Origin of the sequence: Neisseria dentiae (assembly GCF_014055005.1) — a bacterium.
GTDB lineage: Bacteria > Pseudomonadota > Gammaproteobacteria > Burkholderiales > Neisseriaceae > Neisseria > Neisseria dentiae.
The window spans coordinates 895892-908467 of sequence record NZ_CP059570.1; the positions used below are offsets into that span (position 1 = coordinate 895892).

13 protein-coding genes are annotated in these 12576 nt (G+C 55.5%); 7 read left to right on the forward strand and 6 right to left on the reverse strand.

The window, feature by feature from the left end; all coding sequences use genetic code 11:
• Positions 1–111 precede the first annotated feature (111 nt).
• From mltB to H3L92_RS04230, 3 genes are all read left to right on the forward strand, one after another.
• Positions 112–1191, forward strand: coding sequence for a lytic murein transglycosylase B (mltB, locus tag H3L92_RS04220; RefSeq protein WP_085366918.1), 1080 nt, complete (start codon positions 112–114; stop codon positions 1189–1191).
• Between the two features lie 11 nt (positions 1192–1202).
• Positions 1203–3386, forward strand: a complete 2184-nt coding sequence (dnaX, locus tag H3L92_RS04225; protein ID WP_085366917.1) for a DNA polymerase III subunit gamma/tau — start codon at positions 1203–1205, stop codon at positions 3384–3386.
• A 439-nt stretch (positions 3387–3825) separates the two neighbouring features.
• Complete coding sequence (locus tag H3L92_RS04230) at positions 3826–4161, forward strand: YbaB/EbfC family nucleoid-associated protein (protein WP_085366916.1); 336 nt, start codon at positions 3826–3828, stop codon at positions 4159–4161.
• Between the two features lie 80 nt (positions 4162–4241).
• Here the strand turns inward: H3L92_RS04230 and H3L92_RS04235 are convergent, their stop codons facing one another.
• Positions 4242–5141 carry an IS3 family transposase gene (locus tag H3L92_RS04235; protein WP_115336201.1) on the reverse strand — a complete coding sequence of 300 codons (900 nt, stop codon included), beginning with the start codon at positions 5139–5141 and terminating at the stop codon, positions 4242–4244.
• Positions 5039–5392, reverse strand: coding sequence for a helix-turn-helix domain-containing protein (locus H3L92_RS04240; RefSeq protein WP_115336199.1), 354 nt, complete (start codon positions 5390–5392; stop codon positions 5039–5041). Before H3L92_RS04240 ends, H3L92_RS04235 begins: the two co-directional genes overlap by 103 nt.
• 168 nt (positions 5393–5560) lie before the next feature.
• Here H3L92_RS04240 and H3L92_RS04245 point away from each other — a divergent pair, with 168 nt between their 5' ends.
• Entirely contained in the window at positions 5561–6250 is a 690-nt protein-coding gene (locus H3L92_RS04245) for an IS1595 family transposase (RefSeq protein WP_115336305.1), read from the forward strand.
• A 42-nt stretch (positions 6251–6292) separates the two neighbouring features.
• Here H3L92_RS04245 and H3L92_RS04250 read toward each other — a convergent pair whose 3' ends face one another.
• Complete coding sequence (locus tag H3L92_RS04250; RefSeq protein ID WP_085366818.1) at positions 6293–6667, reverse strand: Mth938-like domain-containing protein; 375 nt, start codon at positions 6665–6667, stop codon at positions 6293–6295.
• A 120-nt stretch (positions 6668–6787) separates the two neighbouring features.
• Between H3L92_RS04250 and H3L92_RS04255 the strand changes: the two genes are divergently transcribed.
• Positions 6788–8104, forward strand: coding sequence for a homoserine dehydrogenase (locus H3L92_RS04255; RefSeq protein WP_085366819.1), 1317 nt, complete (start codon positions 6788–6790; stop codon positions 8102–8104).
• Positions 8088–8522 (forward strand): hypothetical protein, encoded by a 435-nt coding sequence (locus tag H3L92_RS04260; RefSeq protein WP_085366820.1) that lies wholly within the window; start codon positions 8088–8090, stop codon positions 8520–8522. The genes H3L92_RS04255 and H3L92_RS04260 overlap by 17 nt, the downstream gene beginning before the upstream one ends.
• Positions 8523–8929: 407 nt before the next feature.
• Here H3L92_RS04260 and truB read toward each other — a convergent pair whose 3' ends face one another.
• Positions 8930–9829, reverse strand: coding sequence for a tRNA pseudouridine(55) synthase TruB (truB, locus tag H3L92_RS04265; RefSeq protein WP_085366821.1), 900 nt, complete (start codon positions 9827–9829; stop codon positions 8930–8932).
• A 71-nt stretch (positions 9830–9900) separates the two neighbouring features.
• Positions 9901–10272 carry a 30S ribosome-binding factor RbfA gene (gene rbfA, locus H3L92_RS04270; protein WP_085366822.1) on the reverse strand — a complete coding sequence of 124 codons (372 nt, stop codon included), beginning with the start codon at positions 10270–10272 and terminating at the stop codon, positions 9901–9903.
• Positions 10273–10577: 305 nt separating this feature from the next.
• Between rbfA and H3L92_RS04275 the strand changes: the two genes are divergently transcribed.
• Positions 10578–11624 carry a Gfo/Idh/MocA family oxidoreductase gene (locus H3L92_RS04275; protein WP_085366823.1) on the forward strand — a complete coding sequence of 349 codons (1047 nt, stop codon included), beginning with the start codon at positions 10578–10580 and terminating at the stop codon, positions 11622–11624.
• 121 nt (positions 11625–11745) lie between these two features.
• Here H3L92_RS04275 and H3L92_RS04280 read toward each other — a convergent pair whose 3' ends face one another.
• On the reverse strand, positions 11746–12525 hold the full coding sequence (locus tag H3L92_RS04280; RefSeq protein WP_085366824.1) for an acetoin reductase: 780 nt from the start codon (positions 12523–12525) through the stop codon (positions 11746–11748).
• Positions 12526–12576: the final 51 nt, after the last annotated feature.

Consider the following 12576-nt stretch of genomic DNA (forward strand, 5'->3'; position numbering starts at 1 on the left):
TCAAGGCCGTCTGAAAAAAAGACGGGTGCTAAAACCGCTCTGTCTTTAACCGCCACAGTAAATTTGATACACTGCACGCCTGATTTTTCACACACAGAAAATGAATTACTCATGAAAAAAACCGCCCTGATCGCACTTTCTGCATTGGTTTTGGCATCATGCAGCAGCGACACTCAAACCGGCCGCGCCGGTTCCGCCAAAGAAACACCGGTTCCGCCTGTCGGCAAACGCCCCGTATTCGACCATTCCGCCGATTCGGTAGCTGTGGGCGGGTTTAACGCCAATGCCAACGTGCAGAAATTTATATCCCACGAAACCGCCGGCGGCAAATTTTCGGCGGGCGAGCTGCAAAGTTTTTTCGACGGCGTGATTTACAAGGGCAACATCATCAATATTATGAACCGCCCCGGCACCTCACGCCCGTGGTATGAATTCCGTACCGGCAATTCGGGCGCGGCCAGAATTGCGGGCGGCAAGCGTTTTTACGCCCGGCATCAGGCAACCCTTGACGCCGTGGCCAAAAGCTACGGCGTGCCCGCCGAAATCATCGTGGCCATTATCGGCATCGAAACCAATTACGGCACCAATATGGGCAGCTTCCGCCTGGCCGATTCGCTGAGCACGCTGGCGTTCGATTACCCGCGCCGCGCCGAATTTTTTCAGAAAGAGCTGCACGAATTTCTGCTGATGGCCAAAGAAGAAAGGCGCGACGTGTTCGGCTTTCAAGGCAGCTATGCCGGTGCGATGGGTATGCCGCAGTTTATGCCTTCGAGCTTCCGCAAATATGCGGTCGATTACGACGGCGACGGCCGCCGCGACATCTGGAACAACATCGGCGACGTGGCCGCATCGGTGGCCAACTATATGAAAGCCCACGGCTGGCAGACCAACGGCAAAATGGTGGTGCCGGTTACGCTCACCATCACCCAAGAGCTGCAAAACATCATCGACGAAAAAACCGCGCTCACCCGCACCGTGGGCGATTTGAAACGCTTGGGCGTTACCCCGCAGGAAGTGGTGGACGACAACGAAAAAGCCGTGCTCTACCGCCTCGAAACCGCCCCGGGCGTGTATGAATACTATATCGGTTTGAATAATTTCTACACCGTTTGGCAGTATAACCACAGCCGCATGTATGTAACCGCCGTGCGCGACATCGCCAACGGTGTGAGCGACAATTACCGTTTGTAAAGCAATCATTTATGGCCTATCAAGTTCTCGCCCGTAAGTGGCGGCCCAAAACTTTCGCCGATCTGGTCGGGCAGGAGCACGTTGTCAAAGCCTTGCGTAACGCGCTCGACGAAGGCCGTCTGCACCATGCCTATCTGCTTACCGGCACGCGCGGGGTGGGCAAAACCACCATTGCGCGCATTCTCGCCAAAAGCCTGAACTGCGAAACGCCGTCGCACGGCGAGCCTTGCGGCGTGTGCCAAAGCTGCACGCAGATTGACGCGGGGCGTTATGTCGATCTTTTGGAAATCGACGCTGCTTCCAACACCGGCATCGACAACATCCGCGAAGTGCTCGAAAACGCCCAATACGCGCCCACCGCCGGCAAATACAAAGTCTATATCATCGACGAAGTGCACATGCTCTCGAAAAGCGCGTTCAACGCCATGCTCAAAACGCTGGAAGAGCCGCCCGAGCATGTGAAGTTTATTCTTGCCACCACCGACCCGCACAAAGTGCCGATTACCGTGCTGAGCCGCTGTTTGCAATTTGTGCTGCGCAACATGACCACCCAGCAGGTGGCCGACCATTTGGCGCACGTGCTCACGGTGGAGCAGATTGCCTACGAAGCGCCCGCCCTGCAACTGTTGGGGCGTGCGGCCATGGGTTCGATGCGCGATGCGTTAAGCCTGCTCGACCAAGCGATTGCCATGGGTTCGGGCAGCGTAACCGAGCACGACGTGCGCCAGATGATAGGCGCGGTGGACAAACGCTATCTTTACGAACTGCTGCAAGGCATCGTTAACCAAGACGGCGAAGCGCTGCTGCTGAAAGCGCAGGAAATGGCCGCACGCGCCATCGGCTTCGACAACGCCTTAAGCGAGCTGGCCATGCTGCTGCAACGTTTGGCGCTGGCGAAAACCGTGCCCGCCGCCGTTGCCGGCGACCCCGAACACGAAACCCTGCTGCGCCTGTCGCAATACCTGAGCGGCGAGCAGATTCAGCTTTATTACCAATGCGCCATCCACGGCAAACACGATTTGAGCCTCGCGCCCGACGAATACGCAGGCTTCGTGATGACGCTTTTGCGTATGCTCGCCTTCGCCCCGATTGCCGCCAAAGCCCACGATGCCGGCGGCGTAATCGAAGGCACGCAGCTGCACAACCCCGAATACGCGGAACCCGCCGCAAAAAAGCCCCTGATTCTGCCGGACAGGCCGTCTGAAACCCCGGTTTCAAACACGGCCGCCGATGTTGTTCAAGAAACCGTTCAGACGGCCTCACACCACGCAAACAGGCCGTCTGAAAGCAGCGGCGGTTATCCGGCAGAAGACACGCCGCAGTGGGAAGATACGGCGGAATCCGCCGGATTATCCGAACCGCCCGCTGCGGCTGCCGAAAACACGCAAACGGCCGAACCCGCAACGGCAACACCTGCCACACCGGACACCCTAGCAGCCGGGCCGCTCTCCACCGTTTCCGCAACAAACGAAACATTGCCGTCGGAGGACACCGCCGCCGCCGCCGAACCCGTTTTTGCAGAAGAAGCGGTTGGTGCAGGCGACAACACCTTTCAGACGGCCTCTGTTGAAGAAACCGGTTTCGGACACGGCTTTTACGATAACGGCGCGGATTATCCCGACGAGCCGCCGTATTTCCCCGAAGACGATGCTTACCCCCTGCCGCCCGTCGATTTGCCAGTAGAAGATATGTTCGGCGCGGAAGCCGGGCAGACGGAAGAAGCGGCGGAGGACGGCGGTGCGGACGGAGAGACGGAAGCCGAAGCCGCCTTTGCCGCACTGCCCGATTTGGCACCCGAAAACTGGCCGCAGATTGCCAAACGCCTGGCCGTCAAACTCGGCGCCGCGCAAATGATCGCCCAAAACGCCGCCTTTACCCGCTACGACGCCGAAAACGGCCTGCTGGTGTTTGCCCTCACCCAAGAGGCCCGCGCCACCACCAACAAAGAGCGGCTGGATAAAATCCAAAACACGCTGGCCGAAGCCTACGGTTTAACCCTGAAACTGCAAACCGAAGCCTGGCGCGACGATGCAGGCTGGGAAACCCCCGTGATGCGCCGCAACCGCCTGCAAATCGAAGGCCGCCAACAAGCACAGCAACTGCTCGAAGCCGACCCCGCCGCCCGGCAGATTTTGCAGCTTTTCGAGGCACAATGGCTGCCGGAAACGCTGGAACTAAAACAGGCGCAGGAATAACGCAGGCTGAGGCTTTTGCAAAACTACCTTAAGGCCATCTGAAATGCTTAAATTCCGTCATTCCCGCGCAGGCGGGAATCCAGATGAAAATATTGGCGTATTGATTAAACCAATACTTGGATGCCAAACGCCTGGATTCCCGCCTGCGCGGGAATGACGGTCAAGACTTTTGCGGGTTTTGCCAAGGTATCAGGCCGTCTGAAAGCCTTGCCAAACCGTTCAGACGGCCTTAATTGAGTTGGCAAACAACTATAGTTAATCAACTTAAGAAAAATAACGGACGTCATACCCGGGCTTGACCCGGGTATCTCAAAACTTGATGAAACGCAAGATACCCGGGTCAAACCCAAATATGACGCAACTGTTACCGAATTAAGTAGTTTAACTATAAACTTAAACTTACTTTTTAATCCCAAACTTTAAAACAGGAGTACACACCATGTTCGGAAAAGCCGGATTGGGCGGCCTGATGAAACAGGCCCAGCAAATGCAGGAAAACATGAAAAAAGCGCAGGCCAAGCTGGCCGAAACCGAAGTGGACGGCGAAGCCGGCAACGGTTTGGTGAAAGTGGTGATGACCTGCAACCACGTTGTGCGCAAAATCGACATCAGCCAGGATTTGATTCAGGAAGCCGCCGACGATAAAGAAATGCTGGAAGACCTGATTCTGGCCGCCATCAACGATGCGGGCAACAAGGCCGAAGAAACCACCAACAAAACCATGGGCGTGTTTACCCAGGGCCTGCCCGCAGGTATGGGCGATTTCTTCCGTTAAGCGCGGTGGTTTGCTTGGAAACAGGCCGTCTGAAAAAATATGAACTGTCCCCCAATACTTGGACAATTTAAGAATCTTTCTCAAACAGCCTTTTCAAGCTGGGTTCTGTAGCCGACAGGACTCAGCTTTTTCAAGTTTAAACTAATCCGTTCATGATTGTAGTAATGTATGTAATCATCTATTACCTCTGTCAGCTCCGCCACCGACAGCGCACCTTCCTGATAGAAACTCTCCGTTTTCAGTGTACCGAAAAAACTCTCCATCGGCGCATTGTCCCAACAATTGCCTTTGCGCGACATACTTTGCACAATCCCTTTCTCAGCCAATTTCGTTCGATAAGCCTCGGTGCGGTAAAGCACACCCTGGTCGGAATGCAGCAGCGGCGTTTGGCCTTTCAGACGGCCGAATGCTTGGTCCAACATTTGCGCCACCATTTTACTGTTTGCTCTGCGGCCTAAAGAATAGGCCACAATCTCCCGATTAAACACATCCAATATCGGCGATAAGTACAGCTTCCCGTCTGTGCATTTGAACTCCGTCACATCGGTCAGCCATTTGTCTGCCGGTTTGCCGGCGGTAAACTCACGATTGAGAATATTGTCCGAAGCCTCTCCCACTGTTTGCGGACGGTAGGTTTTTTTACTGCGGACTTTGGCTTTCAGTCCCAACAAACCCATAATGCGCTGTACTTTCTTTTTGTTCCACGACAATACGGCGGCAATCCGCCGGTGGCCGTAACGGCCTTTGTGTCGGCGGTAGACTTCGCTCACTGCGGTTTTGGCCGCCGTATCGGGATCGGTTTTGCCGGTGTGGTAGTAGAAACTGCTTTTGGGAATGCCGGCACTGTGCAGCAGGTATTTCAGCGGGTGCTTTGCCCTCAGCGTTTGGACGGTTTCGCAGCTTTGGCGGCGGCCGCTTCCTTTTCGTTGAGGGTTTTCATGTGCTTTAGGTAGTCGTTCTCCGCCCTCATGTATCGCAATTCTTCAATCAGTTCGGCCTGTGTTTTTTCGTGGTCGGGTTTGTCGGCGGTAAACGGGTTTTTGCGTTTGGTCTTCATGGGGTTAGCCTGCGGGTGCCGGAGTGCGGCGATGCCGCCTTGCCGGTAGGCGGCAATCCAACGGCGCAGGTGGGTGCGTGAGACGTTGAAGTGCTCTGCGGTGCGCTGTTGGCTGTGCACTTGGTGGTAATGGAGTACGGCTCGGTATTTGAAGTGTAGGTTATATTTGGACATAAGAAAACTGCACCTTTTAAAGTTGAAGGGGGTGTCCAACTTTTGGGGTGCAGTTCAATCTTTTTCAGACGGCCTGAGATGTAGGAAATGGTCGGGTTGTTTACACAACAGGTTGAGAAAAGGGGTTTTAGGAAGCAAAATCAGCAAAAATGATGGTAAGCTTCTGATATGCCTATTAAAAACAAGTACCAAAAGTTCAGTAAAATTACCGAATCAAAATTCCGTCAAATCCTGCGTCTTTTCGCACTTGATTTGACCGCTTCCGATACCGCCAGACTCACCGGCATCAGTACCCGAAGTGTTAATAATCTGTTTCTCAAACTGCGTTGCCGTATGGCTGCTGAATGTGAACGGCAAACTCCCTTTGCCGGTGTGGTCGAACTGGACGAATCCTACTTTGGCGCCAAACGCATCCGAGGTAAACGCGGGCGGGGAGCGGGAGGCAAAACCATTGTTTTCGGCATCTTAAAACGGGACGACAAAGTCTATACCGAAATCGTGCCGGATACCTCGAAAGCTACACTGCAACAGGTTATTCGAGGGCGGGTTGCTGTTGAAAGTGTCATCAATACCGACGGCTGGCGCGGCTATCACGGTTTGGTCGATATGGGCTATGAAAAGCACTTCCGGGTACATCATGGTGCAGACGAGTTCGCCCGGGGTGCACAACACATTAACGGCATCGAGTCGTTTTGGGGTTATGCCAAAAACCGCTTGGTTAAATTTAACGGTGTATCGAAACAGACTTTCTATTTACACTTAAAGGAAACCGAATTTCACTTCAATCACAGGCATGATGATCTGTATAAAGTCTTGCTTAAAATATTGCGAAATCGACCCTTGGGCTTAAGCCCCTAAGTTTTTCTACTATAAGTTTTTCTACTATATAGAATATACCGATTACGGCCACAGCCAAGCCCACACTTTGCGGCCTTCGCTTTGCAGGATCATAAACGTGCGGCAGGCGGAGGCGGTGGACATACATTCCAAACCCACGCCTTCGGCGGCCAATCGGGCGGCGGTTTTCGGGTGCAGAAACACCTGTTTTTCGCCCGTGCCCACCAACACTACTTCGGGCAGGCCGCCGTGTTCGGAGGCCGTCTGAAAAAAATCTTCCGCCGAAAGGCCGGCGGGTTCGGCTTTGGCGGGGCTGCCGATGTGCCCGCCGGCGAGCACGACGGCCTGCGTATAAACCTGTCCGTCGATTTCGATTCTGCCCGGCGCATAAGCCGTAACCGCAGCCTGCCCTTCGGGGCGTGTTTCTTCAATCAGCATAGAGCAACTCCAATCCGTTAAAAAGATGCAGAAAAGGCCGTTTTCAGGTAGGATTACGGTCTTTTCGCCAAGCATTGGCGCTTTGTAAAATACTAACATACAACGGCTTAAGGAGACAGAATGAAGCCAGTGAATATCGGGATTCTGGGTTTGGGCACCGTGGGCAGCGGCACCGCCCGCGTGTTGCAGGATAACGCCGCAGAAATCAGCCGCCGCCTGGGGCGCGAAGTCAATATTTCGGCCGTGTGCGATTCGAGCGAAGAAAAAGCCCGCACCGTCTGCCCCGCAGCCGCTTTTGTGAAAGACCCGTTCGAGCTGGTGCAGCGCACCGACGTCGATGTGGTGGTGGAGCTGTTCGGCGGCACCGGCGCGGCCAAAGACGCGGTGCTCAAAGCCATCGAAAACGGCAAGCACATCGTTACCGCCAATAAAAAACTTTTGGCCGAATACGGCAACGAAATCTTTTCGCTGGCCGAGCAGAAAAACGTGATGGTGCAGTTTGAAGCGGCCGTTGCGGGCGGTATTCCGATTATCAAAGCCTTGCGCGAAGGCTTGGCGGCCAACCATATCCAATCGATTGCGGGCATCATCAACGGCACCAGCAATTTCATCCTCACCGAAATGCGCGAAAAAGGCAGCGCGTTTGCCGAAGTGCTGAAAAAAGCGCAGGAATTGGGCTACGCCGAAGCCGACCCGACTTTCGATATCGAAGGCCACGATGCCGGCCACAAAATCACCATTATGAGCGCGCTGGCGTTCGGCACGCCCGTCAACTTCAACGCCTGCTATCTCGAAGGCATCAGCAAGCTCGACAGCCGCGACATCAAATACGCCGAAGAGCTGGGCTACCGCGTGAAACTTTTGGGCATCACCCGCAAAACCGACAAAGGCGTGGAATTGCGCGTGCATCCCACCCTGATTCCCGAATGCCGCCTGCTGGCCAATGTAAACGGCGTGATGAACGCCGTGCGCGTTGATGCCGATATGGTGGGCGAAACCCTGTATTACGGTGCGGGCGCAGGCGCGCTGCCGACCGCCAGCGCGGTGGTGGCCGACATTATCGATATCTGCCGCCTGATTACCGCCGACCCCGGCAACCGCGTGCCGCATCTGGCTTTCCAGCCCAGCCAGGTCAAAGCGCAACCCATGCTGCCGATGGACGAAATCACCAGCAGCTATTATCTGCGCGTGCAGGCCAAAGACCAGCCGGGCGTGCTCGGCCAGATCGCCAACCTATTGGCCAAAGAAAACGTTTCCATCGAGGCGCTGATTCAAAAAGGCGTGCTCGACGGCAGCTTGGCCGAAATCGTGATTCTGACCCACAGCACGGTTGAGAAAAACATCAAAACCGCCATTGCCGCCATTGAAGCGCTCGATGTGGTGTATGCGCCGGTGGTGATGATCCGCATGGAGAGCCTGCATGGCCGCAACGGATAAACCCGCAGCGCGCGAACCGACGCCTGACGAGCAGCGCCGCAAAGCCCGCGCCAAAATCCGCACCATACGCATTTGGGCGTTTGTGGTGCTGGGGCTGTTTGCCGGCTTCGGCCTGCTTTCCAACTGCGCGCTGTCGAAGCCCAAAGCCAAGCAGGCGATTGTGGATTCGTGCGTGAAAAACGTGCCTTTTTCCGAAAAATGGCAGGCCGATTTGAAAGCCGCGGGTTTGGAAGGAAAGTCGGAACAGCTTATCGAAAGCTACTGTGTCTGTATGTGGGACGAACCGCTGGAAAAACTGAGCGACAAGCAGATTCAGTCGCTCAGCAAAATCAGCCCGCAGGAACAGCTCGAACTGCTCGGCGGTGCGGAAGCCTTTGAAGCACGCGACAAACAGTGCGTGGCGGGATTGGCGAAATAACGCGGAAACCGGAGGCTTTAACCGGCTGGAATTTGAAACCGAAGCCTTTGTAAAACCCACTCAGGCCGTCTGAAACCTTTCAGACGGCCTGAACATTTAAAAATCAAATTAAAACCTGAATCCCGTTATTCCCCGCCCGTGCGGGAATAACGGGATTTAAGCATTTCAGACGGCCTGAAGGTATTTTTGCAAAGGTTGCGGCTTGTAACTTTTACAAGTTATGTCGGTTTTTGAAGTCTCTGCATCATGCACGGGCTTGACCGGTTCATCTTATTGTTTGAAAAGGAGCGGAGATACCCGGGTCAAGCCCGGGCATGAAGAAACGGTTACCAAGTAAGCGGGTCGGCGATAACGGCACATAAACTTTTGTGGCGTTTTTTGGGATTTTTCAACGGTTTTAGGGCGAACTATTGCGCCGTATTCATCAGCCGTACCGCTTTCAGACGGCCTTCGTGCGGTTCGGCCAGCCCGATGAAGGCGCCGTTTTCGCGATAGATACGCAAGGGCAGGGCGGCGGTTTGGCCGTCGAACTGCGGGCGCTGGCCTTTTTGCAGCATATCGGCGGCTTGTTCGCTGATAACGGCTGCGGGCAGGTGTTGCACCAGCGCGTCGCACGGCAGCAGCAGCGTGTCGCGTTCGCCTTCGCTTAAGGCTTCGAGCGCTTCGAGGGTGTGGCTTTGGGCGATGGTGAAGCCTGCGGTTTCGGTGCGGCGCAGGGCGGTGAGGTGGGCGAAGGTGCCGGTGTGTTTGGCGATGTCTTCGCTGAGGGTGCGGATGTAGGTGCCTTTGCTGCAACGCACGTCAATCACGGCGGCGGGCGGGGCGAACGAGCGGATGTTGATCGAATAGATTTCGATGTCGCGCGCTTTGCGCTCGATGGTGATGCCTTTGCGGGCGTATTCGTAGAGCGGTTTGCCTTCGTGTTTCAGCGCCGAAAACATCGGCGGCACTTGGCGGATTTTGCCCGTTAGCGCGCGGCAGGCCGTCTGAAAAGCGGCCGGGCTGATATTTGCGGGCGCGGTGGCAACGGTTTCGCCTTCGGCATCGCCCGTGGCGGTGGCTTCGCCTAGCTTCAGCGTGGCGGTGTAGGCTTTGTCGGCATCGAGCAGGTATTGGGCGAATTTGGCGGCTTCGCCGAAACACACGGGCAAGAGGCCGGTGGCGAGCGGATCGAGCACGCCGGTGTGCCCCGCTTTTTCGGCGCGGTAGAGGCGGCGGGCTTTTTGCAGGGCGGTGTTGCTCGACAGCCCTTGCGGTTTGTCGAGCAGCAGCACGCCGTTTACGGGGCGTTTGGGCGGTTTGTGCATACGGGGTTTTAGTGTGTGTTGCGGAGAAAGGGCGGTGTTTCAGACGGCCTGGGGGCGGTTGCGGTTTCCGTTCAGTCTTCCACCGGTTTTTCCGCCGCAACCTGATCGATCAGGTGCGAGATGCTCATGCCGCGTTCCAGCGATTCGTCGTATTTGAAATGCAGCTCGGGTATGCGGAACAGCTTGATGCGTTTGCCCAATTCGCTGCGCAGATAGCCTTTGGCGTGTTCGAGCGCGTCTTCGGTGATTTCGCGGGTGGCATCGTCGAGCACGGTGTAGTAAACGGTGGCGTGGCTGTAATCGCGGGTAACTTCCACATCGTTGATGGTGATGAAACCGGCGCGCGGGTCTTTCAAACCTTTGCGCACCAGCTCGGCCAGCTCGCGCATAATCTGTTCTTTTACGCGGTCTTGGCGGGCGTAGCCCCGTTGGGGTTTTCTCATGGACTTATCCTTTAAATCAATGATGCCGTCTGAAAAAAGTTTCAGACGGCCTGATATTCAACCGGCGCCATTATAGCTTATAGTGGATTAAATTTAAATTGAGACAAGGCGGCGAGCCGCAGACAGTACAGGTAGTACGGAACCGATTCTGTTGCCGCTTCAGCGGCTTACAAAATCGTTCTCTTTGAGCTAAGGCGAGCCAACGCCGTATCAGTTTAAATGTGATCCACTATGTTTCTCTTTCAGACGGCCTGAAAAAGCGGTAGGCTTAGGATAACACTCAACAACAAAACAGGAGCTTCGCCATGAATCAACCCATCAGAATCGGCCTGGCCGGTTTCGGCCTTTCCGCCAAAGTGTTCCACCTGCCGTTTTGGCGGGCGGACGGGCGGTTTGAAGTGGTGCGCGTGTTGCAGCGTTCGGGTAACTCGGCGCAGGAAGTGCTGCCCGAAGCCGAAATCGTGCGCGATTTTAGCGGCTTATTGGCAGACGATACGGATTTAATCGTGATTACCACGCCCAACCAAACTCATTTCGAGTTTGCCAAACAAGCCATGCTGGCGGGCAAGCACGTGGTGGTGGAAAAGCCGCTGTGCGCCACCGCAGCCGAAGCGCGCGAACTGGCGGCGCTGGCCGATAAGCAGGGCGTGGTGCTGGCGGTGTATCAAAACCGCCGCTGGGACGCCGCGCCGCTAACCGCCAAGCAGCTGCTTTCAGACGGCCTGTTGGGCGATATTGTTGATTGCGAAATCCGTTTCGAGCGTTACGCCGAGGGCTTAAACCAAAAAGGCTGGAAAGAAACCGGCGAGGCGGGCGTGGGTTTGGTGTACGACTTAGGCTCGCATCTGGCCGATATGGCGGTGGATTTGTTCGGCCTGCCGCAGGAAATCTATGCCGACGTGCGCTACCAGCACGAAGGCGCGGTGAGCGACGATAATTTTCAAATGCTGTTTTATTACCCCGACGGTAAAAAAGTTTCGCTGACGGCGGGCAAATATATGCGCGAACCGCTGCCGTTTATGGCGTTGCACGGCAAGCGCGGCTCTTATGTGAAACAGAACGCCGACAATCAGGAAACCCTGCTGGGCGCGGGCGCGGTGCCCGAGGGTGATTGGAACCGAGAACCCGAAGAGCAATGGGGCATTCTGCACACGAAAACCGCCGAAGGAAACGTGATCCGCCAACGCTTTGAAGGTGCACGCGGCGACTACGGCGCGTTTTACCGCAACCTTTACGATGTGCTGGTTAACGGCGCCGGATTGGCGGTGAAACCGCAGCAGGTGGCGCAGGTTTTGGATTTGCTGGAAAAGGCTTATCAGAGTGCGGCAGGCAAGGCGCGGGTGAAGGTTTGATTTGGTTTGTATCGATGCTTGGTTTGCAGGCCGTCTGAAATATCTGGCTCCGCCATACTCGGGTCAAGCCCGAGTATGACGCAAGTGTCAAACGTGTTCAAACAACAGGCAAACCGCAGGTTTAACGGTAAACCATGCCGCCGTCGATAATCACCGATTGGCCGGTCATGTAGTCGGAATCGGGCGATGCCAGATAATGCACCAGCGCGGCCACGTCTTGCGGCACTTGGGTGCGGCCCATCAGAATGCCTGCCGAGAATTTGGCGAAGGCTTCGCCGGGTTTCAGACCGAGGTGTTTGCCCATTTCGGCGTCGATGCGCTCCCACATTTTGGTGCCGGCCACGCCGGGGCAGTAGCCGTTGACGGTGATTTTGTATTTGGCCAGCTCTTTGGCGGCGGCGATGGTGAGTGCGCGCACGGAAAATTTGCTGGCGCAGTAAACGCCTAAAAGGTCGAACGATTCGTGGCCGGCGATGCTGCACGCGTTGATGATTTTGTAAACCTTGTCGCCGCCCTGTTTCTTCATCTGCTCGGCGGCGGCCTGAATGCCGTAGAGCACGCCTTTGACGTTGATGTCGAACACGCGGTCGAAATCGGCTTCGGTTACGTTTTCGAGCGGCATCACTTCTTCGATGCCGGCGTTGTTGATAAACACATCAATGCTGCTGAAAGCGGCAACGGCGTGCTGCACGAGGGCAAACTGGTCTTCGCGCTTGGCCACATTGCCATGAAAAGCGGTAACGGGCTGGTTGCGGCTTTTGAATTCCTGCTCGGTTTGGGCGAGTTTTTCGGCGTTGATGTCGGACAAAACGATGTTGAAACCGTCTTGGGCGAGGCGTTCGGCAATGCCTTTGCCGAGGCCGTCGGCCGAGCCTGTGATAACGGCGGTTTTTTGTGCCATGATGTTTCTCCTTGTTGGGTTTGCAAAGATTTCAGGCCGTCTGAAAATGCT